The sequence below is a fragment of the Leptothermofonsia sp. ETS-13 genome, assembly GCF_049200465.1.
In the GTDB taxonomy this organism is placed as follows: domain Bacteria; phylum Cyanobacteriota; class Cyanobacteriia; order Leptolyngbyales; family Leptolyngbyaceae; genus Leptothermofonsia.
Map to the genome: position 1 here is coordinate 3,744,389 of NZ_CP120836.1, position 25,397 is coordinate 3,769,785.

General features: G+C 51.7%; 19 protein-coding genes. 12 read left to right on the plus strand and 7 right to left on the minus strand.

What is annotated here, in order from left to right; translation table 11 throughout:
- Positions 1-79: 79 nt before the first annotated feature.
- The 5 genes from P4D80_RS17075 to P4D80_RS17095 form a co-directional block, all read right to left on the minus strand.
- Complete coding sequence (locus P4D80_RS17075) at positions 80-4,621, minus strand: tetratricopeptide repeat protein (RefSeq protein WP_421655213.1); 4,542 nt, start codon at positions 4,619-4,621, stop codon at positions 80-82.
- Positions 4,543-7,044 carry a tetratricopeptide repeat protein gene (locus P4D80_RS17080; RefSeq protein ID WP_421655214.1) on the minus strand — a complete coding sequence of 834 codons (2,502 nt, stop codon included), beginning with the start codon at positions 7,042-7,044 and terminating at the stop codon, positions 4,543-4,545. Before P4D80_RS17080 ends, P4D80_RS17075 begins: the two co-directional genes overlap by 79 nt.
- Before the next feature lie 241 nt (positions 7,045-7,285).
- Positions 7,286-7,552 carry a Uma2 family endonuclease gene (locus tag P4D80_RS17085; RefSeq protein WP_421659553.1) on the minus strand — a complete coding sequence of 89 codons (267 nt, stop codon included), beginning with the start codon at positions 7,550-7,552 and terminating at the stop codon, positions 7,286-7,288.
- 111 nt (positions 7,553-7,663) lie between these two features.
- Positions 7,664-7,834 (minus strand): hypothetical protein, encoded by a 171-nt coding sequence (locus P4D80_RS17090; RefSeq protein ID WP_421655215.1) that lies wholly within the window; start codon positions 7,832-7,834, stop codon positions 7,664-7,666.
- Between the two features lie 6 nt (positions 7,835-7,840).
- Positions 7,841-8,818: a trypsin-like serine peptidase gene (locus P4D80_RS17095; protein WP_421655216.1), complete on the minus strand. Its 978-nt coding sequence runs from the start codon at positions 8,816-8,818 to the stop codon at positions 7,841-7,843.
- 634 nt (positions 8,819-9,452) lie between these two features.
- On the opposite strand from P4D80_RS17095, the gene P4D80_RS17100 reads away from it, so the two are divergent.
- Entirely contained in the window at positions 9,453-9,578 is a 126-nt protein-coding gene (locus P4D80_RS17100; protein ID WP_421655217.1) for a hypothetical protein, read from the plus strand.
- Positions 9,579-9,746: 168 nt separating this feature from the next.
- Positions 9,747-9,968, plus strand: coding sequence for a hypothetical protein (locus tag P4D80_RS17105; RefSeq protein WP_421655218.1), 222 nt, complete (start codon positions 9,747-9,749; stop codon positions 9,966-9,968).
- A 121-nt stretch (positions 9,969-10,089) separates the two neighbouring features.
- Here P4D80_RS17105 and lepB read toward each other — a convergent pair whose 3' ends face one another.
- On the minus strand, positions 10,090-10,683 hold the full coding sequence (gene lepB / locus P4D80_RS17110; protein ID WP_421655219.1) for a signal peptidase I: 594 nt from the start codon (positions 10,681-10,683) through the stop codon (positions 10,090-10,092).
- A 184-nt stretch (positions 10,684-10,867) separates the two neighbouring features.
- Between lepB and P4D80_RS17115 the strand changes: the two genes are divergently transcribed.
- Positions 10,868-12,202 (plus strand): dihydroorotase, encoded by a 1,335-nt coding sequence (locus tag P4D80_RS17115; protein ID WP_421655220.1) that lies wholly within the window; start codon positions 10,868-10,870, stop codon positions 12,200-12,202.
- Positions 12,203-12,207: 5 nt separating this feature from the next.
- Positions 12,208-13,179: a DNA polymerase III subunit delta' gene (locus P4D80_RS17120; protein WP_421655221.1), complete on the plus strand. Its 972-nt coding sequence runs from the start codon at positions 12,208-12,210 to the stop codon at positions 13,177-13,179.
- A 6-nt stretch (positions 13,180-13,185) separates the two neighbouring features.
- Here the strand turns inward: P4D80_RS17120 and P4D80_RS17125 are convergent, their stop codons facing one another.
- Positions 13,186-13,740, minus strand: coding sequence for a hypothetical protein (locus tag P4D80_RS17125; protein WP_421655222.1), 555 nt, complete (start codon positions 13,738-13,740; stop codon positions 13,186-13,188).
- Positions 13,741-14,168: 428 nt separating this feature from the next.
- On the opposite strand from P4D80_RS17125, the gene P4D80_RS17130 reads away from it, so the two are divergent.
- From P4D80_RS17130 to P4D80_RS17165, 8 genes are all read left to right on the plus strand, one after another.
- Positions 14,169-14,705 carry a hypothetical protein gene (locus P4D80_RS17130; RefSeq protein WP_421655223.1) on the plus strand — a complete coding sequence of 179 codons (537 nt, stop codon included), beginning with the start codon at positions 14,169-14,171 and terminating at the stop codon, positions 14,703-14,705.
- A gap of 73 nt (positions 14,706-14,778) precedes the next feature.
- On the plus strand, positions 14,779-15,735 hold the full coding sequence (locus P4D80_RS17135; protein WP_421655224.1) for a DUF3153 domain-containing protein: 957 nt from the start codon (positions 14,779-14,781) through the stop codon (positions 15,733-15,735).
- A gap of 209 nt (positions 15,736-15,944) precedes the next feature.
- Positions 15,945-17,027 carry an AI-2E family transporter gene (locus P4D80_RS17140; protein WP_421655225.1) on the plus strand — a complete coding sequence of 361 codons (1,083 nt, stop codon included), beginning with the start codon at positions 15,945-15,947 and terminating at the stop codon, positions 17,025-17,027.
- Between the two features lie 291 nt (positions 17,028-17,318).
- Complete coding sequence (locus P4D80_RS17145; protein WP_421655226.1) at positions 17,319-17,684, plus strand: LapA family protein; 366 nt, start codon at positions 17,319-17,321, stop codon at positions 17,682-17,684.
- 144 nt (positions 17,685-17,828) lie between these two features.
- A complete protein-coding gene (locus P4D80_RS17150) occupies positions 17,829-18,674 on the plus strand; it encodes a segregation/condensation protein A (protein WP_421655227.1) in 846 nt (281 codons plus the stop codon).
- 438 nt (positions 18,675-19,112) lie between these two features.
- Positions 19,113-20,291, plus strand: a complete 1,179-nt coding sequence (locus P4D80_RS17155; protein WP_421655228.1) for a sugar phosphate nucleotidyltransferase — start codon at positions 19,113-19,115, stop codon at positions 20,289-20,291.
- Positions 20,292-20,482: 191 nt separating this feature from the next.
- Positions 20,483-24,166, plus strand: a complete 3,684-nt coding sequence (gene smc, locus P4D80_RS17160; protein WP_421655229.1) for a chromosome segregation protein SMC — start codon at positions 20,483-20,485, stop codon at positions 24,164-24,166.
- Between the two features lie 46 nt (positions 24,167-24,212).
- Positions 24,213-25,166: a PRC-barrel domain-containing protein gene (locus P4D80_RS17165; RefSeq protein ID WP_421655230.1), complete on the plus strand. Its 954-nt coding sequence runs from the start codon at positions 24,213-24,215 to the stop codon at positions 25,164-25,166.
- Positions 25,167-25,397: the final 231 nt, after the last annotated feature.

Consider the following 25,397-nt stretch of genomic DNA (forward strand, 5'->3'; position numbering starts at 1 on the left):
GCGGAATCCTCTGACACAGGTTCAATCGTAATAAGCCAACGTCCAGCACCAATTTTCTCAGCAATTGAGTCTGGAAGGATTAGTTTTTCGCCATTTTGAAGTTCGACTTCGTAATTGCATCCATCAACGCCTGAATCTGTTTTTCCCAGGTCCATGCTTGGACAAAGTCAGCGGCAGCAGTGCCCCGATAGGCTGCTTCCTGAGGATTAGTGTAAATCCATTCCAGGGTTTCAACGATTTCTTCAAAATCCGATTCGCCCCAACCTGTCGTAGCACCCATGGAGGTGGGGGGAACGATAGTTCGTTGAGAGCGGAGTGGGTAGCCGAGGTTATGGCGGATGAGATCGAGATGCCCGGTGTTGGCAGAAAGGAGCGTAGGGACTCCGCAGGCCAAACTGGCGATCGCAATCGGATTCATGCCTACTTCACACCGACTGGGAAAGAGTGCGGCATCAACTTCACGCAAAATTTGACCCAGTTGGGGATAGGGCACCGCTCCAAGATCGATGAAGGAATCTGGAGGGAGTTCTTTTGCAAGCCATCGGCTGAACTGCCCCTGCTTATTCTGAGTCTTATCTGGCAGGTGCAGAAGATGGCTGTTTTCTGGGGCGATCGCACCCACCCACCCATCCACCCATCTACCCATCCACTCACTATGCTGCAAGAGATGATTGTCTGCTGGGGCGGCACCTGTCTGGTACCAGGCCGTGACGAGGAGGGCTTCTGGATGGCGACTCTGAAAGGCTTTGAAGGCAGAAATAACAATATCCGCTCCTGTAACGTAGGTGAGTTCACCACCCGCAAAGAGGACAAAGCGATCGCCAAACAGATTCGCCTTTGAACCAGGGTAGAACAGGGTAGGGTCAATCCCCTGCAAAGGAATCTGGATTGGATGGAGTCCCTGACTTTGGAGAATTTCGGTACTCCAGGTTGAGCCTGTCAGGAGTTGGGTATAGGTTCTGGCATGGGCGATCGCAGCGGGCGTAAGGTGCGTATTGGTTGCCAGGAATAGTCCCACGGAATGGTCGCTGTTGATGGGTTCTGGTAAGGGAGCGTCTGGAAGGGAATCTAGCCAAATGTGAATGGCTACCTGACTAACGGATTCTGTTGAATAATTTTTAGTTCTGGCAAGAGCCGGACGCAGGAGTTCCCGATAAAGAGGGGTGAGTGACTGAATGTCTGTGGCTTCAGAGATTATTGGTTCATAGGTGGGATGCTTGAGAAGCTGAAGGGTCAGGTAAAGTCCGTAAACACCCGTGCTGGAGATAAGTTCTGGTTGCCAGGTGATTGTAATTTGAGTTTTGCGGGGAGAAGAAATTTCTGGCTCCAATCCACTTGCTGTATTTGCCTCCTTCCATTCCTGGAGGGCTTCTCGGAGTTGTTCAAACACACTTTGCCAATCGCCGGGGTGCTTCTGGCGGAACAGGCGCAGAGTGGGATACCAGGGACTATCCTGCCGATTCAGCATCCAGCGCCAGTCGGGCGAATGGGATAGCAGCAGCCAGACAGGTTTGCCCAGTGCCCCAGCCAGGTGGGCAACGGCTGTATCCACGCTGATGATCAAGTCCAGTTGGGCGATTGCCATGGCAGTATCGGCAAAGTCGTCCAGCCCAGTACTGAGATCGTGAATGGGAAATTGGAAGCGTCGCAAATCGGCAGCGGCTTCCCCTTTCTGCAAGCTATAAAAGCAGATTCCCGGCAGGTCTAACAGGGGCTGAAATAACTCCAGTTTGCAGGATCGGTGGCGATCGTTTTTGTGAGCGGGATTGCCTGCCCAGACGAGGCCAATTTTGAGGGGAGAGGGGAGATGGGGGGATGGGGGGATGAGTGATGGGAGGATAGGGTGAAGATCAGTGGTTAGTGGTTGGTTGTTACTCTTGAAACAGGGAGTAAGGGGTGAGGGGGAAAGGGGGGGATGAAGGTAGGGAACGCTGGCAGGAATGGTGTCTAGGGTTGTGCCGAGAATGTGAGGCAGGCTTAGCAGGGGAGCGTGAACATCGAAAGGGGGAAGGGGAGAACCCTGGGGAATCAAATCGTCAATGTCTGCAACTGTTTTTAGCAGCCGCAGGAGTGAGGGCTGGCATTCGACAATGACCTTCCCTCCGTAGCGTTTGACTAAGGGGACGTAGCGAATGAATTGGAGGGTGTCTCCGATTCCCTGTTCGGCATGCAGGAGGATGGTTTTGCCGCTTAGGGAAGAGCCATCCCACACTGGCTGAGAGAAGGGGCGGGGGCACCAGTTTTTTTGTTGCCAGCGCCATTCGTATTCAGCAAAACCAGTTGCTAGGTCGCCTTTCAGTAACAGGGCATGGCCGAGGTTCTTGTGGGCTTCGGGGTAATTGGGGGCAAGCTGAATTGCTCGACGGTAGCTGGCGATCGCTTCCTCCAATCGTCCCAGACGGCGCAGCACAAACCCCAGACTGTAATAAGCATCGACAAAATCGGGTTTCAGAACAGCGGCTTGCTGGCAGTGGGTAAGAGCTTCTTCTAAATCATCCTGATCCTGGAGGGCTATCCCCAGGTTGTAGTGAGCATCGGCATGGTTGGGGTTGAGAGCGATCGCTCGGCGATAGTGGACGATCGCTTCTTCCACTTGCCCCTGTTCTCGGAGTGCACTGCCCAGGTTGCACCAGGCATCGGCAAAATCGGGTTGTTGCTGTAGTACTTGCTGGAATTGGGCGATCGCAGCTTCCGTCTGACCGCTGCGGCATAGGATCACTCCCAGTAGATGAAGGGTTTCAACCTGGGCGGGGTGCTGTTCCAGAATTTGACGGCAAGTCCGCTCAGCCTCCAAAAGCTGATTGCAGGTGTACTGCTGGAAAGCGGTTTCGAGCAGGGGATAGAGGACAGCCGGTGAAGGGACATCTTTCCTTTCTCGTTTTTTCTTGCCCCTGGTTTCTTGCTTCTGAGATTTTCTAAAGCCAGTCGGCTCTGCAGTAACAGATTGGGGAATTCCAGATTCTACAGGTCGGGAAAAACTAATCGGACCAGGCTTTTCAGCCCCTAGTTGTGTTAGCAATGCCCCCTTAACCTGCTCCATCACACTAGCCCAGTCTCCCTGGGACGGTTGGCGAAACAGGCGCAGGGTGGGATACCAGGGACTATCCTGCCGCTTTAGCATCCAGCGCCAATCAGGAGCATAGGGCAGCAACAACCATACGGGTTTACCCAGTGCCCCAGCCAGATGGGTAATGGCGGTATCAACTGAAATCACCAGATCAAGCTGATTAATCAGAGCTGCGGTGTGGACAAAATCGGTCAATTGTTCTCGCAAATCCCAGATTTCTGGGTGGGCAGCCAACAGTTCTAGATCAGCAGGTGAAGGGTCTTTTTGTAAGTTGTAGAGATGAATACCGGGTATTTCGGCCAGGGGCAAGAGATGGGTCAGGGGAATCGTGCGAAATCGGTTGTAGGGATTTTCGGGGTTGCCGGACCAGACAAGGCCAACTTTAAGAGAGGGAGGGGGAGGGGGGAGGGCGCGATCGCGATCCTGCCCCGGTAAGGGGAGGGCCGGTTCGGAGGGTGCGGTTAGATAGGGAACGGTTGCCGGAATGGTTTCCAGGGTGGTGCCCAGGATGTAAGCCAGGCTCATCAAAGGGGCATGCACATCAAAGGGTGGTGTGCTGCTGCCGTAGGGAATGACCTGTTGAATGTGAGGAATGCGCTTGAGCAGGTTGACGAGGGGGGGGGGATGGCATTCCAACAGGATGTTTCCACCCCGTTCGGCAACCAGGGTAGTATAGCGGACAAATTGAATGATATCGCCCATCCCCTGTTCGGCATGCAGGAAGATGGTTTTGCCCTGAAGGGGAGAACCGTCCCAGAGGGGGGCCGGGAAAGACCGCATGGGGTGGAAGGATGGCAACTTCACCCGCCAGCGCCATTCGTATTCGGCAAAGCCCTGCTGGAGATTGCCGCCAATCAGGAGGGTAAGGGCTTTGTTCCAGTGGGCTTCGGCAAATTCGGGTTCGATCGCGATCGCCTGGTCGTAGTACTGAATCGCCGTTGCCAGGTCGCCCTCATCCCGAAAGATGTTGCCCCAGTTGTTGTAGGCTTTGGCGTAGTCAGGTTTCAGGGCGATCGCCTGCCGATAATGCTCTACTGCCTGTTTGAAATCGCCCAGTTCCTTTAATGCATTGCCCAGGTGATTATGGGCCTGGGGATAGTTGGGACGAAGCGTAACCGCCTGCCGGTAACAATCCGCTGCCTGACTAAATTCTCCCTGGGCATAGAGAGCCAGTCCTAAATTGTTATAGGCATCGGCATAGCCAGGGTTGTAGGCAATGGCCATGCGGTAGTGATGAATCGCCTCTTCCACCAGACCTTTGGCTCGTAGAGCGTTGGCATAGTTGTTGTGAGCATCTGGATAGTCGGGTTTGAGCCGGAGGGCCTGCTGGTATTGGGCGATCGCCTCATCCAGTTTTCCCTGTTCGTGTAATGCCACTGCCAGGTTGTTGCACACATCCTGATGGTTGGGTTCGCGGGTTAAGACCTGACGGTAGTGAGCGATCGCCTCATCATAGCGGCGCTCCCGGTGGGCAATCAGTCCCAGCAGATGCCAGACCTCTGGATGGTCCTGCTGCTGAAGAATCTGATGGCAGACCTGTTCTGCTTCTCGCAACCGTCCGGCCTGTTGATGGCGGATGGCGATCTTGAGTTCCTCTGGGATGGGGGGATGGGGGAATGGGGGAATGGGGGGGTGAGTGGTGGATGGAGGTTGCTCGCTGGGGCTACTACGTGTTCCTGTATCCCAGCTTCAATTCCTCCAATTTGTTCGACTAAAGCCTGACGCACCTGTTCCAGGACGCTTTCCCAATCTCCAAACGAGGGTTGCCGGAAAATGCGCATCGTGGGATACCAGGGGCTGTCTTCTCGATCCAGCATCCAGCGCCAGTCGGCAGCGTAGGGCAGCAGCAACCAGACGGGTTTGCCCATGGCTCCAGTCAGGTGGGTAACAGCCGTATCGACTGAAATTACCAGATCGAGCTGGTTGATGAAGGTGGCAGTAGCGATAAAACTGGTGAGGTGTTCCCGCAAATCCTGTACTTCGGGATGGGCCTGGAGCAGAGGGCGATCGCTGGCAGACGGCTCTTTCTGCAAACTACAAAACCAGACGCCAGGAATATCTGTCAGAGTCAGCAGTCGCTCTAACGGAAACGTCCGGGCGCGGTTATAGGGATTTTCGGGGTTGCCGGACCAGACGAGGCCAATTTTGAGAGAGGCGGGGGGAGGGAAGAGGAGGAGAGAGGTGGATGAGTGATAGGGGGATGGGGTGAGGGGGAGGTAGGGAACATTGGCAGGAAGGGTGTCTAAGGTGGTGCCGAGAATGTAGGGCAGGCTCAGCAATGGGGCATGGACATCAAAGGGGGGAAGGGGACTGCCATAGGGGATGATTTGCGCGATACCGGGGACCACTCTCAACAGTTCGACTAAGGGAGGATGGCACTCAACAATCACGCGCCCCCCCCGTTCGGCAGCCAGGGAGGCAAAGCGGATGAACTGGATGGTGTCGCCCATCCCCTGCTCGGCGTAGAGGAGGAGGGTTTTACCTTCGAATGGCGAGCCATCCCAGCGGGGTTGGGGATAGGAACGGGGAGGCGTTTGCTTTTGAAAGCGGCTCCACTGGAAACGCCACTCATAGCCTGCGAAGCCTTCCCGAAAATTTCCGACGAGCAACTGATTGAGGGCTTTGTTCCAGTGGGCTTCTACAAAATTGGGATCGATCGCAATCGCCTGCTCATACGCTTCAGACGCTTCCTGAATCCGACCCTGATTCCGCAGGGCAATGCCTAAGTTATTGTAGGCTCCGGCATAGTTGGGCTGAATGGCGATCGCCCGTTGAAAATGGTCAAATGCTTCCTTAAACTGCCCCTCCTGCTGGAGGATATTGCCCAAATTACTATGAATTTCAGCAAAGTCGGGTTTGATTTCCAGGGCTTTCCGGTAGCAGGCGATCGCCTCTTCCACCCGGTTTTGCTCCTGGTAGACGTTGCCCAGGTTGTTATAAACCTCGGCATAGTCGGGCCGCAGGGCGATCGCTTCTTGAAAATGAGCGATCGCTTCCTCCAGTTTGTGCTGTTCTTTGAGGGCGGCTCCTAAATTGCTATGGGCTTCGGCAAAATTGGGGCGCAATTCCAGGGCTCGTCGATATTGGGCGATCGCCTCCTCCAGCCTGCCCTGCTCTTGTAAGGCGTTGCCCAGATTACTGCACGCCTCTGGGTAGTCGGGGCGCAAGGTTAAAGCCTGTCTGTACTCGGCGATCGCTTCCTCCAGCTTTTTCTGCTGCTGAAAGGCGTTTGCCAGACTGTGGTGAGCTTCTGGATAGTTGGGTTTGAGGGCGATCGCCCGTTGATGCTGAACCACCGCTTCTTCAAACCGTCCCTGCTGCTGGAGCAGGTTACCCAAACTGTTATAAACCTCTGGATAGTTGGGGCGCAGATTGATCGCCTGCTGGTATGCCTGAGTTGCTTCCTCCAGCCTGCCCGATCGCTGAAAAGCGACTCCCAAATTCTGGTAGGCTTCGGCATAATGGGGGCGGAGGGCGATCGCCTGCTGGTAATGGGGAATCGCTTCCTCGAACTGGCCCCGGTCTTTCAGGGCAACTCCCAGGTTGTTGTGGGCTTCTGGATAGTTCGGTTTGAGGGCAATGGCTTGCTGATAGGCGGCGATCGCCGCTTCAATTTCGCCAGTCTGTCGTAGCGCATTCCCCAGATTGTTGTGGACTTCCGGGTGGTCTGGGCGCAACTTCAACGCCTGCCGGTAATAGCTTACGGCCTCTTCTGCTCTGCCCTGCCCCTTCAGCACCACACCAATGCTGTTATAGGAATCCGGATTGTCGGGTTGCAGGGTCAGAACCTTCTCAAAGCAAGCAACCGCTTCCTGAAACCTGCCCTGCTGGTAAGCGAGCGCGCCGAGTAAATTCAGAGCGTCAACGGAGTCGGGCTGTTGCTCAAGAATCTGACGGTAAACCTGTTCAGCTTCATTGGCCCGGCCTTCTCGCTGATGTTGCAGAGCAAGTTTCAGACTATCCGGTGTGGCTATCATCAATGAATACCTATGACTGGGGGAGCGTCATACTCTTTCTGGCAGACTTATTTTACCCACCCTTTCCCAGAATCACACCTAGCTTCCCCTACCCCCTGATTCCCTTGATGCCTTCAATAGAGTGCCAGGGTCTAATTCCCGTTGACCTGCTGTAAAGCCTCTCGAAATGCGATTACGGCATCCTGTTGATCAGGCATTAATACACATTGCATCAATAAATCCAGGAAATCCAGGTCTAGCTCTAGCAAAAACTCACTATGGGGAATGGGTCATACCCATTCTGGCGAAGTCGGTAAACGGTAAGATGATTGTCCTGCCACACCCAAACCTCTGGCACTTCCAGGCCCCGGTAAACTTCTAACTTGTCTAGCAAATCGCTGGTAACAACCACTTCAATCGCAATGTCAGGAAACTCTTTCTTGGTTGCCAAGTAATAGCACTCATCGGGTTCAAGCCCTGGTTGTCGTGCTTTTTCACGGTAAGTCCCAGAGCATAGCCTAAGTCGCAGAGCATAGCCTTAGAGGCGGATATTTCGCTCGATGGCGTATAACTCCAGTAGCCGGGCGATTGTGGTCTCAATCTCTTCATGCTCTTCAGACAGCATAAACAGTTCTAGCATTCACTCAAGGTAGGTCATCCGCAAACCTAGAAAGTTGTCCAGCGTGGTTCGCAGGGTTTCGTACTGTTCCCAGGTCACCCCTGAAAGGAGGAACCGTTGCTTTTCCAAACTTGGTTGCACAGCATCTTCTAGCTTCAGATTTATGCCAATAACCTCACGGGTATTCTGCATTGCACCTCACTGGTTCTTTTGTGCGGAACGATTTAGCCAGTCCTCAATTTGAGACATTTTCACAGCGTAGTTGGTGATCTTGCCATCGACTTTTCGCCAGCCTGCATGGAGGGCAATCACGTAGTAATCTCCATCAATCTTAGTCAGAATCGGACCACCCGATGCTCCTCCTTTAGAGTCACAATCATGCAACAGTAGACCTCCTTTTTCGCCTATAATGCTGCATCCCTGATGAACCCCTGCGGTTAGCCCAGGTCCAGCGGTCAGTTCCAGCCCGGAATAGCTTTTGGGCGCTTTGGGAAAGTCAGCGGAGTAGCCGACCAGGGCAAGCTTTTTAGAGACTTTCATGAATTCGGTGGATGGAGCCGTCTTCCAACCCAAAAAGCCGTATTTTTGACCCAGGGGTTTATCAAGCTTCAGCACAGCCCAGTCGTTGACATCAACTACATCGGCTTCTCCCTTGAAGTCTGTGGCGTAATAATAGGCCTGGACAATGCCCACGTCGGCTTCATCTTGCAAAACGCCGTTGATCAGGTTGGGTTTGAACTTGAGCGATCGGCTCACTCTATGAGTGTTTGGATTCACAACACAGTGGGCATTGGTCAACACAATGTTTTTGGCAATCAGGGTTCCGGTGCAGCTATAGCGCTTACCTTCGGCTGCAACTCCTTCAATTCTACCGATCGCAGACCAGGGAAACTTGCGGCTCACCATCGGCACCCGATCATCCTGCCCGATAATGGTGCGGAAAGGAAAAGGATTGTCAGAGACTCCGAGCGATCGCGGAAAAAAAGGTTTACTACCAGTATTAAAACGAAATTCTGCTGGATCGTTGACCCGCCTTACCTGAGAAACAACCCTCTTTTCTGAATGCTCTGTTGCCATTGAATCAAGCTGGTCATTAACAGCAACCAGACTGCCAAAAAACAGCGTGCTCAAAATTCCAGTTCCAAGGACCTGAAAATTTCTGCGGATTGACTTCATAGCTAAGAGATAAAATGTGAATAAACATCCTACGCTGACCTTGATTTGGATGTTAAGCCATACCGTCTCCTCATCCACACTCCGTCCATTGAAGGGAAAAGTGCCTTCCCTTCCTCAAAATCGTTCACTGGCTATAACACCCGCCTCTTATTGCCACACAGCTACTTAGCTCTACCAGAAATCAGCTTATGCAAGAGTTAGACCGATAGTTTTTGGGTAAGGACAGTTCTGTTCACTCTTCGGTGAGAAGTTAAATCATCAGTTGAGCTTAACGTTTGAGACTATGGAAATTTGGGGTTTGCGGAAAGCGTAGGTTAGAACGCGATCGCTTTCAGTATTTCAAGAGAAAAGGTGTAAACAAGCATAGGGCTATGCGTACCTCATTAGGAGGGCGTTGCTGAAGAGCAGTATGAATCGAAACGAAGTTTCAAGCAACGAAGTTTCAAGCACAGAGCACCTATTTCATACCCAAATTCAGCGACGCCTCCTTTGACCCGATATTTAGTCCATTCTAGTTACAACGTTCATCGTGAAAGTGCCCTGGCTGCACACCGTCGAGCTCAACAGATGTTTAACATGGTGAGCGATCGTCTCTCAGTATGGATGTAGGTATCTGGTAGGAGATTGCTTTTCAGTGGCAGATTTAGCATTTGCCAGTTTATTGGCTCCAGGAGTAGTGCCGCCTGAATATGGTAGATGCTTTCCTAAATTGAACCAACTTCCTGATGAAATGGTGGAACAGATTCAAATCCTGCGGTGAACAGTTACAGGGAGATACGCTTTGCGCATTTATCAGGAGGATCGTTATGTTCAGGGTGTGTAGTAGCGTGGTGTTTACCAGCAGGCTAAAAACGCCTATGACCCAACCATTTAGAGGTTACTGGTTGAGTTCGAGGGTTATTTGTTGCGGGGGATGATGGGCATCTTTATGCGGCTCCAGTTATCGGTAAGGGCAATTGAGACGGTCGGCTTGAATGTCCAGCTTGAGTTCTTTGATGCGATGTTTAGACGCGCTTTTTCCCTGTTTGGAGGCACTGCAAGCGGGCAGCTCCAACAAATAGGCAATCTTGCGCTCCGTTACGGCATTACGAGCAAAGCCAATGGCATACCCAACCTCAGAGCGTTAAAAATGGCTGCCTACTCAGGTTGAGGGATTAAGTAGCCAGGCGCAATTAAATTAAGGATAATTTTGGGGGTGGAGGGAGTGAAATCCCCTGCTTGGTGGCACAGCCCCCACTCCCCTCGTTTACAAATTAATGATGACTACCTACTTAGTAAGTCGGGTCTGGCTTAATTTCACCTACGCGATCCGGGGGCCAGAAACGAACCACTGCCCGGCCAATAATCTTGTCACGCGGGACAAAGCCCCAGTAGTGGCTGTCATAGCTATTGTTGCGGTTGTCGCCCAGCACCAGGTATGACCCTTCGGGCACCACCTTCGGCCCCCACTGATATTGAGGCGCATCAGCAATGTAGTTTTCTTTCAAGGGCTTGTCGTTGATGTAAACCCGTCCGCCTTTCACCTCAACCTTTTCACCTGGTAGACCAATTACGCGCTTAATGAATGCGTCGTGGAAGTTTTGTTTCTGAAGTGCATCAGTGGGGGAGAAAACGACGATATCCCCCCGTTGAGGGCTCTTGAAGTAGTAGCCCAATTTGTCTACGATGAGGCGATCGTTGACCTGGAGGGTTGGTAGCATTGAACCCGATGGAATGTAGCGAGCCTCGGCAACAAAGGTTCGAATGCCGAACGCCAAAACAGCGCTCAAGCCAATCGTCTTGAGCCCCTCCATCCAGGGGTTTTCAGCAGTTTTTTGCTGCTTAGGAGAATTATCATCCGATACTTTGCTCTGTACGCGCGTCATAGGGTTCAACTGTCAGGTGCTCGCTAATTCTGGTAAATCTAAGGTAATGATCACGAATAAAAGATCGGGTTGGTTAAGTCATTGCAGCAACATCTACCAACATCTACTGTATAAGCCTTACTCACTTCCGAAAACAAGAATTCATTTCTAAACTACTCCAGGATTCCAAATCCTGCATGACAAAATGATGGCATTAAATTCATCCTTGTTGATCCGGCATGCACGAATTCTCCAGCCTGATAGAGAGTTTATGATAGGGGATGTGTTAGTGCAGAATGGGGTCATTGTACAGGTTACCCCCGAGATTGCGCCTCCTTTCCCGGAAGATTCCGTTACTGAAATAGACGCAACTGGGCTGACTTTGTTGCCGGGGGTGATTGATCCCCAGGTTCATTTTCGTGAACCTGGTCTGGAGCATAAGGAAGATTTATTTACTGCAAGTTGTGCCTGCGCCAGAGGGGGGGTGACTTCCTTCCTGGAAATGCCAAATACTCGTCCCCTGACTACCACCCAGGCGGCACTGGACGATAAATTGCAACGCGCTGCCCAAAAGTGTCTGGTGAATTATGGTTTCTTCATTGGGGCTACTGCGGAGGTGCTACCTGACTTACTGGAAGCTGCGCCCGCCCCAGGCATTAAAATTTTTATGGGTTCCATGCATGGTCCTTTACTGGTCGATCAGGATGCACTGCTGGAAAAGATCTTTGCCCAGGGCGATCGCTTGATTGCCGTCCATGCTGAAGATCAGGCTCGCATCATGCAACGGCGACAGCAGTTTGCTGGCATCACCGATCCGGCTATTCATTCCACCATTCAAGATAATCAGGCAGCGCTAAACGCCACGCAGCTAGCGCTTCGACTTGCCAAACAATACCAACGGCGGCTGCACATTTTGCATCTGTCCACGGCAGAAGAAGTAGAATTGCTGCGCCAGGATAAACCCGCCTGGGTGACAGCCGAAGTCACTCCCCAGCATTTGCTTCTGAATACCAGTGTCTATGAGAAGATTGGCACCCTGGCACAGATGAACCCGCCGTTGCGATCGCCCCACGATAACGATATCCTCTGGCAGGCACTGCTGGATGGTGTAATTGATTTCATTGCCACAGACCACGCCCCCCATACCCTGGAAGAAAAAGCGCAACCCTATCCCAACAGTCCTTCTGGGATGCCAGGGGTAGAAACCTCCCTGGCACTGATGTTGACTCAGGCCATGCAGGGGCGCTGTACGGTTGCCCAGGTAGCCCATTGGATGTCTACCGCAGTTGCTAAAGCCTATCGAATTCCCAATAAGGGCGCGATCGCTCCTGGCTACGACGCCGACCTAGTTCTGGTCGATCTGAATACCTACCGCCCTGTCTTGAGAGAAGAACTGCTGACCAAATGCGGCTGGAGTCCCTTTGAAGGTTGGAAATTAACCGGCTGGGCAGTTTACACCATTGTGGGGGGAAACATTGTTTATGCGCGGGGCAAACTGCATACAGACATCCGTGGACGCGCCTTGAGATTCGATGGGTAGTCCCTATGTCTCCTTTTGCTGCTCTAATTGGACAACCTCAGGCTGTTGAACTGTTGACCCAGGCTGTTGTTAGGGAGCGGGTTGCCCCTGCCTACTTGTTTTCGGGGCCGGTTGGGGTAGGGCGGAGTTTGGCAGCGGAGTGTTTTGCAGAACTGTTGTTTAGCAAAACAACGTCTGAAAAGTCAGGAGCGGTTCTGCGGAGTCGAATTCGTCAGCGAAACCATCCTGACTTGCTCTGGGTGGAACCGACGTATCTGTATCAGGGTAAGCGGCTAACGGCAACAGAAGCAGCAGCAGCGGGGGTCAAACGAAAGGCACCACCGTTAATCCGACTGGAGCAGGTGCGGGAAATTTCTCAATTTCTTTCGCGGGCGCCACTGGAGGCTCCGCGATCGCTGGTGGTGATTGAATGTGCAGAAGCGATGGCAGAGGCACCGGCCAATGGGTTGCTGAAAACCCTGGAGGAACCGGGTCAGGCAACTCTAATTTTGATTGCGCCAGGGGGAGAATCTCTGATGCCAACGCTGGTTTCCCGCTGTCAACGAATTCCCTTCTACCGATTAACGAATGAAGCAGTTGCAGCCGTATTGCAACAAGTGGGGCAGGCAGAAATTTTGGCCCATCCCCAGGTGTTACAACTGGCCGAGGGCAGTCCGGGCGAGGCGATCGCCCATTGGCAGCAGCTCCAGGAAATCCCGCCCGATCTGCTGGAGGCTGTGATCCAATTGCCCAGATCCCATCGGGATGCTCTTAATCTCGCCCGCCAAATCGATAAAGCAATTGATACGGAAGCCCAACTCTGGCTGATCAGTTACCTGCAACACCATTACTGGCAGCAACTCCAGGCAAGGTTTTCAACGCAAGCTCTACCCAACCTAGCACCGTTGCAGCATTTAGAGCGTGCCCGTGAACATCTGCGGCGATACGTTCAGCCTCGCCTGGTTTGGGAGGTGACCCTGCTAAGAATGGTTTCTTAGTGAGGGTTAAGGATAGACCCGACGAGGGGCAAATTGAATGGTGACGCCAGAGGCCCCATAGGGAACCGGATAGCGAATGACGGTCGTCCGGCTCCAGGAACGGCTACCCACTGATCGGGGTGTACCAATAATGGTTGGGTTGACCAGCGTTGGTTTGTAGAAGTGGCCATTGATAACCGTTGGATTGATCAGTACAGGTTTGTTAAAGCCTGCTGGATAGTGTGGATAAGCCGGGTAGTGGGGATAAATCGGTTGAGTGACCACAGTCCCTGTTGAGTAGCTAGGGTGGTAGAAGGAGGGGTAGGTGTAGGGATATTCTCTGGAATAGCCGTCGATGCGAACGCCAAAACCACCGGAGTTGTATGACCCGTAGGAGGTTGAGCCACCGTAAACGGTCGTTCCATAATCCGCCTGACTGAAGTTTGAATGGGTGCGGTATTCAAGATTGGCGGGTCGGGCGTTGACTGGAGAAGACGAAAGGCTGACCGCGATCGCTACCAGCGTCAGAGACGAAGCCCACCCAGCTAAGTGGTTTTGGGAACATAGGTTTAGTTGGTTCATAGGTTTTTCCACTTGTTAAGAAAACACTGGCAAGTGCAATCCTCCTGGGACAATGAACGCTTCAAAACTACAAAGTTAAGAATGGGCAACCGTCTGGCAACCACTTCTAAATTTTTTGACTTTTAATGAATGTTCATTCCCGCATCCATTGGCGATTCCAAAGGGGAATATGATTCGCCCCCCTGTCATTTCGAGTTTATAGCTGTCGCCAGGTTTCTTAGGATATTGGTTTTAGGGGGGTGTGTGGGCTGCGCCCCAACCAGGGGTTCCACCCCTGCACCCCGTCCTAAACCTGGTGGCTATAGCTATAACTTCCAGATTAACGTGTTTCAATAAAGCTGGAAAATCTGCCCGATGAGTGTCAGCAATGAAAGTTGGGCTCCTTTATGATGGATGGGCAGAAGGTGTGTATTTCCCAAATTTTTACTGTGAGTTCAGACGACCTTAAAATCATCGAAACTGAGTACCGGGCTGGTAGAACAGCCTTTGAGCGGGGTGAATACCGAAAATCAGTACAACATCTGGAAGCGGCCAACGCTCTGGTTGAGGCTGGAACGCGATTGGGGGGCGAGATCCAAACCTGGTTGGTGACTGCCTACGAGGCAGCAGGGCAAAGGACCGAAGCGATCGCCCTTTGCCGTCAAGTCAGTCGTCATCCCGACTTAAGCACACGCAAGCAGGGCAAGCGATTGCTCTATATTCTGGAAGCTCCTAAACTGAGGAGCCGCCCCGAATGGCTGACTCAAATTCCTGATTTGACCAATCTTACAGACAGCAATGCTCAAGACCGGAAGGGATCGTCTGCTCCAGTCGCCCAACGATCTCACTTGGAAAAGCCAGCATTTCAGTTAGAACCCGTTGATCCCAACCATGTGAATAGTCAAGGTAATCGCTTCATTTGGGTTGCATTAGTAGTAGCCGCCTTCGTACTGGGAACTTTGTGGTGGCTATCGGGTCGGGGATAGGGGATGATATTTGAACTAGAGGCTAATTAACCAGAGGCTATTATTTCCTGATGGAGTCGAACTGAGGGTTGACATGCGCCCACTCCTATTTCTCCGTTTTTTAGGTTTCCGAATTTCAAACCTTACTCGCTGTGCCGTTGACCTTTGGCAACGCTTTACAGATCAACAGGCTGGGCAAACTGACCCATCGGTTTTTGCCTGTTCTTCCCATGCACCTGCCGTAGCTGCTACCCATAAGGGCCTGCTCAAAGATTTTTCTCTTCTGGGGATCATCTTATTCGTGGCGCTACTGCTTTCGGGGTGTGTGGAATATGATATCGAGCTTCAGTTTCAGAGCCCAAGCCATGGCCAAATTGTGCAGCATATTCATCTGGCAGAACGGCTGCAAACTCTGAGCGGCTCCACAACCCAGCAATGGTTAGACGCGATCGCTCAGCGGAGCCGTAATCTGGGAGGACAGGTCGAGCGTCTTCCCAATCAGGAAATCATCGTAACGATTCCCTTCAGCAATCACACCGACCTGGAAGCGAAGTTCAACCAATTTTTCAGCTCTTCGGAAAAAGACGGCTCATTTGCTACAGGGGCTATTGCAGACTTGCCCGAAATTAGCTCACACCTTGAGTTGACCCGCAGCAACTTTTTACTCGTAGAGCGGAATCACTTACGCTACGACCTGGATTTGCGATCGCTGGGCGTACTCTCCTCCAGCGGCGACCTGCTCCTCAGCCCCGGTGACCTGATAAATCTGGAGTTTGGGCTCACCACTCCCTGGGGTGGCCGCAGTTTGACACCAAAATCTGCTAAACCTGAGATCCATCGGAGCGGTAAGGAGTTGGTCTGGCAGCTAGTACCTGGCGAATTGAACCATTTAGAGGCCGTGTTCTGGCTAGCCAACCCGCTTGGAATTGGTACCCTGATAATTGTGCTTCTTGTCTTCCTTGGTACCTACCTGAAATATCCCCAACGATTTGGGCAAAAAAACAGTTCAGTGGCGCGATCGCCGGACTCTCATCCCGATACAGCTACATAACCCCCTTCACTTTCCCTAACTTGAAATTGACCTATATTTAGGTGAAATTGACCTATATTTAGGCTTGGTTAATTCTGGCGGCTGGCTCCTGGCTTCTAATACCTTTTCGCCCTTCCCCTCTCCTGGTCCCCAGCCTCTAATTCCCAGTCCCTCTCCCTCAACCCCTCACCTGTCACCAATCACTAAGAACCTTGCCCCAGCGTTGAAAGATGCACCGTTCAGTCAACCTCCAACGCCTATTAATTTTTGGTCTGAGCGGTCCCATTGTGGCTTTAAACGTTTGGCTGCTAACCCAGGTCTTCCGGTATTTTGAGCATCTGATTACATTACTCATTGTTGCCGCCATCCTGGCGTTTTTGCTGAACTATCTGGTTCGGTTGTTTCAATACATTCGCATGAGCAGGACACAATCAGTAACCCTGGTGTTACTGATTACTCTGGCCTTGCTCATTCTCATAGGGTTGACCCTGGTACCACTCGTAACGGAGCAAACTACCCAGCTTGTCAACAAAATTCCTGAATGGTTAGAAGCTAGCCGCCAGAATTTTGATGCCCTGGATGCCTGGGCAAAAAGGCATAACCTCCCACTCGATCTGAGGGGGTTCAGTGGTCGAATTAATACCCAAATTGAGAGCCAGCTACAAACACTGGCAAGCCAGGCTGTTGGGTTAGCCCTGGGCACCCTCAGCGGAGTTATAGACAGTATTCTGGTTTTGGTGCTGGCATTCTACATGCTGCTTTATGGCGGTCGCCTCTGGCAGGGTTTAATCAATCTCCTCCCCCCTCAGATTGGGATTCCCCTCAGCGAATCTCTGCGGCTCAACTTCCAGAACTTTTTCATCAGCCAGATTCTGCTGGCCATCTTTATGGTGATGGTGTTGATTCCGATCTTTGTCTGGATGCAGGTACCGTTTGCCCTGCTATTTACGATTGTGATTGGCATTTCAGAGCTTATTCCCTTCATTGGTGCAGCGTTGGGGATCAGCCTGGTTGCCCTGTTGGTGATGCTGCAAGACGTGGGGCTGGGCATTCAGGTGGGGGTTGTTGCCACTGTTCTACACCAGATTCGAGATAATGTTCTGGCTCCCCGGATGATGGGTGACTTTACCGGGCTAAATCCTATTTGGATTGTGATTGCACTCCTAGTAGGGCTGAAGATCGCTGGATTCCTTGGAGTTGTGATCGCGGTTCCCGTTGCTGGCACGATTAAGGGCACCCTGGATGCCATTTTAGGAGCGCAATCCCAGGTGATGAAGGAAGCGGCGTCTAAAGAGCCGACAGTGGAGGAATAATCGGTTTTTACTTCATTTCCCAATTCCAAAACCTTCCCCAGACATTCCACATTTACCCCCTCCCTCTGCTAAAAATTTGATCAGTATGTCTGGAAAGGGCTAATTTTAATTCAGCCCTCCCTAGAAACAAAAGAAAGGAATCTTCTGAGAGTTTAGTAATAAGTAAGGCTTATTACTACAACAAAATCTCTATCTTGAGAATTTTGTTTGGTATGGAGGAGCATCTATGTTACTCTTTCACCGGCAAGTTAGGAGAGCCGCAAAAAGTTACCTGCAAAGGTAGGAATTGGTATGCGACAAATTAATTTCGTCATCATCTTCGTCATCTGTCTGGCCCTTGTTCTATTTGGAATTGAGAATACTGAGCCTGCGGTAATTCATATTGTCAAAGGCATTCAGCTACAGGCCCCCCTTTCAATTGAGTTGATTCTGGCGATGGGAATTGGGGCTGTTTTGGCATGGGTGTTTAGCGTCTGGACTTCAGTTCAAAAACTGTTAGAGACAAGTAAGGAAATTCGGGTTAAGGATACTCGCATCCAACAGCTAGAAGAAGACATTGAACGTTATCGGGCGGAGATTCAGGAGCAACAACGCCTGTTGCCTGCTTCCCAACAAACGACGGAAGAATCGGAAGCAGAGGTTATAACGGCGCAGTAGTGAGCTAGCATACAGAGAATGGAGTGGTCTGATTTTGTGAACCCCCTCAGTCTCTGGAGCCTTTGGGTGCCTCTGCTGCTTCTAGGGTTGATTCTTCTGGCTGCAATCTATTTTGCCCGGACTCCTATCCGATAGTGTTTTTGCATGGCCATTTCCCTTGCACAGGATGCGATCGCCTTTCTCATTGATCTGGCAGAACGGGGAGAAATTGACCCCTGGGATGTCAAGGTGATTGATGTGATTGATCGCTTTCTGAGTGATCTGGCTCCTGTGATAACTCAAGGGAAACCCTATGAAGCGACTCTTTCTCAATCAGGACAGGCGTTTTTGTATGCTTCCATGCTGGTGCTGCTGAAGGCAGAGAGTTTATCCCAGGCCGAAGAGGAGGTCGAGAACCCTGAGCTACAAGACGACGGCGAGTTTCTAGAAGCACTGGATTTTGACGGGGCTGCTCTACCTCCATTTTTGGAGCGGCGATTGAGCCGTCGGGCAGTTGCGCAGCCGCCTAAACGGCGGAGGGTAACTCTGAAAGAGCTGATTGACCAGTTGCGGACGATCGCAGCGGCCTTAGAAGACAAAACACCACGCACGCGGGTTCGTCGCCCTCGCCCACAATCTCGCAGTCAGGCAGTACGCTCGATCGCCCAACTGGCTCATCAGGAAAATTTATCGGAGATGGCGATCGCCCTGGAAGAATTTTTCCAGAATAACTGGGCAGAAATTTCCCAGGATAAGGAGTGGCTGGACTTTGAACTTCTGGTAGCGTTCTGGAAACAGCTCCAAACCTCCTCTGTGGCTTCGGACTCGACGGAACATTCACCCAATCACGACCGGGTTGGGATCTTCTGGGCGCTCCTGTTGCTCACGTCTCAATCCAAAGTCGAATTGGCCCAGGAAGAATTCTACCGGGATCTGAAAATTCGCCAGCTCACCGATCAGTCGGTAACCGATTTAACCAGTTGGGCTACCCGTGCATCCCCTGATTATTAGTTCAAGAGGAGTTTCTGTGACCAAATACGGATTTGAAGTTGTATGAGTTGAAACTATGTGTAATGCGTGCTGCCTGCAACTCCCGCGATCGATACCCTCCTGTGCAGGATTTGCTGTATCGCAGGAGGGAAGTTTCCAATAGACTTGGATAGGTGTTTAGATGTAGATGCTGTGAAGAAATGCTTGGGTTCAAGCAGAAAATGACGAAGAGTCCAATGTTTAATTACTGCCTGTCCTGAGAATCTTCTAGCATCTGGATTGTTTGATTGTGGATTTGTGGCTCAGACTAAAGCCATCCAAGCATCTCGGTCAATTCTGGGAAGTTTGAAAGGCAGTCGTCTACCGAAGTCTGGTGAGATGAAGTCTGGTGAGATGAAGTCTGGTGAGATCTTGTAGTTGATTATTATCTGTGGCTAAGGGTTGGGGAGATAAACATCTATGAAAGCCATGATTCTGGCAGCCGGTAAGGGAACTCGGGTTCGTCCAATCACTTACACTATTCCCAAACCCATGATTCCCATCCTGCAAAAGCCAGTGATGGAGTTCCTGCTGGAGTTGCTCCGCCAGCATGGGTTTACCGAGATTATGGTCAACGTCAGCCATCTGGCCCATGAAATTGAGAGCTACTTCCGGGATGGGCAACGGTTTGGTGTGCAAATCGCCTATTCCTTTGAAGGGCGGATTGTGGATGGGGAACTGGTTGGAGAAGCACTCGGCTCAGCTGGAGGGATGCGCAAGATCCAGGATTTTTCTCCCTTCTTCGACGATACGTTCGTCGTGCTCTGTGGAGATGCCCTGATTGATCTTGACTTAACGGCAGCAGTCAAGTGGCATCGGGAGAAAGGGGCGATCGCTACCATCGTCATGCGCGAGGTTCCCCGTGAGGATGTCTCCAGCTATGGTGTAGTGGTGACTGACGAAGACGGTAGAATCAAAGCCTTTCAGGAAAAACCCTCTGTCGAAGAAGCCCTCAGCACCTGCATTAATACCGGAATTTATATTTTTGAGCCCGAAATCTTCAATTTCATTCCCTCTGGAGTGGAATACGATATCGGTAGCCAGCTTTTCCCCAAGCTGGTTGAGGTAAGCGCGCCTTTTTACGGCATTGCCATGGACTTTGAATGGGTGGATATCGGTAAGGTGCCCGACTACTGGCATGCAATTCGAGGTGTGCTGACCCGCGAAATCAAAAATGTCCAGATCCCCGGTCACCAAGTGGCTCCAGGAATTTACACCGGACTCAATGTGGCTGTGAACTGGGACAAAATCAACGTTCAGGGACCCGTTTACATTGGTGGAATGACCCGGATTGAGGATGGCGCGACGATTATTGGACCGACAATGATTGGCCCCAACTGCTGGGTCTGTAGTGGTGCCGTAGTTGATAACAGTGTCATCTTTGAACATTCCCGATTGGGTCCGGGTGTTCGTCTGGTGGATAAGTTGGTGTTTGGCCGCTACTGTGTAGACAAAACGGGTGCCACCATCGATGTTCAGGCTGCTTCTCTAGACTGGTTAATTACCGATGCCCGGCAGGTATTACCCGCCCAACCGCCTCTAGAACGACAGGCGATCGCTGAACTACTGGGGACTGAAAATAAAACCATTGAGGTCTAGGCGAAATCAGGAGCCAGGAGTCAGAAGAGAAAGGAGGGGATCAGGGGGAGAGCGAGGCAGAAAAAATTTTAATTTATGCAGAACAACTGTTCTAAAAGTGCTATGAATTGGGAAGTAGCGATATTTCTGCTCAAGCAGGCATCTAACCGTTACACTGAACTCTGATCTTTCCCTTCTAATTTGGGCAGGCTGTGTACATTAAACGCCTGGAACTCACGAACTTTAAGTCTTTTGGTGGCACAACGCCAATCCCGTTGCTGCCCGGCTTTACTGTGATTTCCGGCCCCAATGGTTCGGGAAAATCCAATCTCATTGATGCCCTGCTATTTTGCCTGGGGCTGGCCGGGTCTAAAGGAATGCGGGCGGAACGGCTCCCCGACCTGGTCAACCACAATCAAATTAGCCGCAATCGTTCGGCTGTGGAAGCCAGTGTGACTGTAACCTTCGACCTCTCCGATGAGCCTGAACTGCTGGATGATGTGATCGAGCGGCAGGTGAGTGGAAACGGAAAAGTGCTGAAAGTAGAGGCTAATAATGGTTCTACCAACAGCACGGCTGATTTAAGCAAACAGGTGGAGAATGAAAATGGTAAGGCACCTGTTTTCAAAGAATGGAGCGTTACGCGTAAGCTACGAGTAACCCAGCAGGGAACTTACACCTCAAACTACTACATTAATGGGACTCCCTGTACCCTCACTGAACTGCATGAAGAGTTGAACCGGCTACGGATCTATCCGGAGGGCTACAACGTTGTACTGCAAGGAGACGTAACCCGGATTATTTCGATGAACCCCCGGGAACGGCGGGAAATTATTGATGAACTGGCGGGGGTTGCTACGTTTGACCGCAAAATCAACCAGGCTAAGGAGAAACTGGATGCCGTCAAGGAACGGGAAGACCGCTATCACATTGTTGAGCGAGAGTTGATCGACCAGCGCGATCGCCTCGCCCAGGACCGCATCAAAGCGGAAAAGTACCAAAAATTACGGGAAGAACTGCAAACTAAGGAGCAGTGGGAAATTATCATTCGCTACCGTCAGTCTGCTTGTGCTGTGGAAAAAATTCGGCAGCAGATTGAAGCGGGCGATCGCGAATTGGCTGAAATCACTGAACAGCTCGCCACCCTAATGACAGAAATTCGTCAGGCAACAGTTGAATTGGAGCAACGGAATGCTCGCGTTCGAGCTCTGGGTGAAGAGGAACAGCTTGCCCTTCAATCCACCCTCGCTACCCACGAAGCAGAATTGCGCCAGCTTCAACGCCAGGAGCAGGATCTGCAAGCCGCCAACCGGGAACTTGCCACTCGCCTGGTACAGACCCAACAAGATATTCAAGAACAACGACAGAATCTAGAGTCCCTCATCCAGGAACAGAGGTTAGAGGTGCAACGCGCTGCTTCCCTGCGAGATGATCGCGATCGCGCCCGCCAGCAGTTGCAACAAACACGGGAGACTGCTGATGCGATCGCCGCCACTGCCGAGACCTCAGTGCAGGAGCAGGCCGCCCTCCATCGTCAAATAGAAGCCCTGCTAAACACCCTGGAACCTCAGCGGACTGAGCAGGCTCAATTACAGGAACGCATTCGGCAATTAGAACGCCAGATCCAGGAACAAACTCAGACCTACCACGCTCTCCAAGAGCAAATTGAAGCGAAACGCCAACAAACCACAATGGTAGAAACTTTACAGGCAACTGCCCAGCAGCAGGAGCAGACCCTTGCAGAAGGGCTAGCCGCTGCTGAACAGGAGTTGCAGATCCAGCAGGAAACCCAGAGCCGCCTTCTGAACGAACAGCGAGATAAACAGCGCCGACTCGACAAGCTGGAAGCCCAAACCCAGGCAATGCAAGAAGCCCAGGGAACCCATGCCGCCCAATTGATCCTGAAATCTAACTTGCCTGGAATCTGTGGCCTGGTTGCCCAACTGGGGCGAGTTGATCCCCGCTATCAATTAGCCCTCGAAATAGCCGCTGGTGCTCGACTGGGCTATCTGGTTGTGGAAGATGACGCGATCGCCGCCGCTGGAATTGAACTCTTAAAGCAGCGGAAAGCAGGACGGGCAACCTTTCTGCCGCTCAATAAGTTGCAACCAGGGCGTATTCCGGGAGGGCAGGGAGTGCGATCGCTGTCCGGCTGCATCGACTATGCCATTAATCTGGTTGACTTCGAGCCCCGCTACCGCGATGTCTTTGCTTACGTCTTCGGCAGCACCGTTGTCTTTGAAACCCTGAAAGATGCCCGCCGTCATCTGGGTGAGTATCGTATCGTCACTCTGGAGGGGGAACTGCTGGAAACAAGCGGTGCTATGACTGGAGGCAGCACCAGCCCACGCCAGTCCATTCACTTTGGTACCGTAGACCCAGCAGAGTCAGTAGAGGTGACGGAACTGCGCGATCGCCTGCGCGAAATTGAGCAAATCCTGGAATACTGCGAGAACAGCATCCATCGCGCCAGTCAACTTGTTAAAGAACATACCCAGGGTTTAGCAGAAGCCCGCCAGCAACATCGGGAAGCCCAACTTCAGTTAGAGCAGCTAGGAAAAGAACGGCAAACCCTGGAGGCTTCACTGCTCCAGATTCAAGCTCAGCTTGATTCCAATTCCCAGGAATTGGTAGGTGCCCGCGATCGTCTGCAAACTCTGGAGTCCGAAATTCCCGCTCAGGAATGCCAGCTACGCCACTTGCGGCAAGAACTGACAACCCTCGAAGCTTCCCAGACCCACAGCGAATGGCAGCAGATCCAGGCAACCCTGCGTACCCAGGAAGCTGAACTGAACCATCGAGAACTGGCAGTCCGTACCCTGGAGCAGCGGCTGCAAGACCTGGAAAACCAATGCCAGCGGATTCAAGAGAAAATCCAGCAGGGGCAGGAACGCCTACAAGACTACCGCACTCAGCAAACGGCCCAACTGAATCAACAATCAGCGCTCAGCCAGCAGCAGTCAGCCGTTACCCATCAAATCGAGGAAACCCAGGCAGCCCTCGCAGAACTCGATCGCCGGTTGGGCACAGAAAAGCAGGAACGCGATCGCTGCGATCGCCAACTCCGCGAACACCAGACCCGTCAGCAGCAACTGGAGTGGCAGCGGCAAAAACTTCAGGAAACCCAACAAACCCGCCGCGAAGAACTTTCCACCCTCCAGGCCCAACTGGAAACTGAACGCCAGGAACTCCCCCATCCCATCCCAGACCTGCCCCCTGATGTAGAAATTCAAGATCTTTCATCCCTACAGCACGAACTGCGATCCCTACAGAAACGCATCCAGGCAATGGAACCCGTCAACATGCTAGCCCTCGAAGAGTACGATCGCACCCAAAAACGCCTGAAAGAACTCACCGACAAACTCAAAACCCTGGAAGAAGAGCGAACCGAACTTCTGTTACGGATTGAAAACTTTACCACCCTCCGCCAGCGAGCATTCAAAGAAGCCTTCGATGCCGTCAACAAGAACTTTCAGGCAATCTTCGCTACACTTTCCGATGGCGACGGTCACCTACAATTAGAAGATTCTCAAGACCCATTTAATGGCGGCCTGAATCTGGTTGCCCACCCCAAAGGCAAGCCCGTTCAGCGCCTTGCCTCAATGTCTGGAGGAGAAAAATCCCTGACTGCCCTCAGCTTTATCTTTGCCCTCCAACGCTACCGCCCATCGCCGTTTTACGCTTTCGATGAAGTCGATATGTTCCTGGACGGGGCAAATGTAGAGCGATTAGCTAGAATGATCAAACAGCAGGCGCAACAAGCGCAATTTATTGTCGTCAGCCTCCGACGTCCAATGATTGAGTCAGCTCAACGTACCATCGGGGTTACCCAGGCACGAGGAGCCTATACTCAAGTTTTAGGAATTAGCCTGCTGCCCCAAAGCGCCTCTATGTGATTTGATATTGATTTAGGATTCGCGAATCAAAATTCGGCAATTAAAAATGGCATCTGAAGAAATCCGCCAACGCTCTGACCTCCTTGGAACCCTTGTTATCACCCGTGACACGGGCAAAAAGCTGGGAGTAGTCAGTCAACTCTGGGTCGATATCGACCAGCGAGAAGTAGTTGCACTGAGCCTGCGTCCAAACCTGTTCTACGGCACTCCCCAGCCTATGCTTCTAAGCAGCATTCGGCAGATTGGTGACGTCATTCTAGTTGACGATGAGAATGTGATTGAGGACATCGATGTCGAATCCTACAATACTCTGATTGGCTGCGAAGTCATCACCGAAACTGGCGAGTTGCTTGGCAAGGTTCGGGGTTACAAGTTTGATGTGGATGACGGCAGACTCACTTCGCTGATTATTGCTTCCTTGGGAGTTCCCCTGATTCCCGATCAGGTTGTCAGCACTTACGAACTGCCAGTTGAGGAAATTGTCAGCAGCGGACCCGATCGCCTGATCGTATTTGAAGGGGCAGAAGAACGGTTAGTTCAGCTTTCTGTTGGCGTGCTGGAGCGGCTCGGCATTGGCAAAGCACCCTGGGAACGAGATGAGTACGATGAAGGCTACGTTCCCACCGTCCGACCTGACAACCAGCTTCCGAGCGGGGTCCGTACACCCATCTCTACCCCCGTAAAGACCAGAGAACCAGTGCAACAAACTTGGGATGACGATAATTGGGGCAACGAACCCAGACAATTGCGTCAGCAACAAAGACGGGCAGAGCCACTCTACGAAGATGAGGAAGAAAACTGGAAAGAAGCCAGTCCAACCAATCTGTACGAAGAAAAGTACGACAAGTACGTCGAGCCCCAGTCCTACCCGGTAGATGAGTATGAAGACGAGTACGAAGACGATTACTGGAAAGACCAGGAAGAAAAGGCTTACCAACCTCCCAAAATGAACATTCCTGAAAAGCAGAAAGCACCAGAATATGAGGAAGAAGGTTACTAAACCTCCTTCTATTTAAGTCAATATTGCCCAATTCACAGCTCTTTTTTTGCTCCTCTCTAGTAGAGTCAGATTTCGAACCTGCCCCCTTATTAGACTTCTCATTTCTCAACCCTAGTCCGTCAGGATAAATTTGAGAAATATCTTAAATTTTCTATAAAAGCTATTTCCAGGATATTTTGAGGAGTTGAAAACCCTCAAAATAGTCTTGACAGACCACTGGTATAGCAAAAC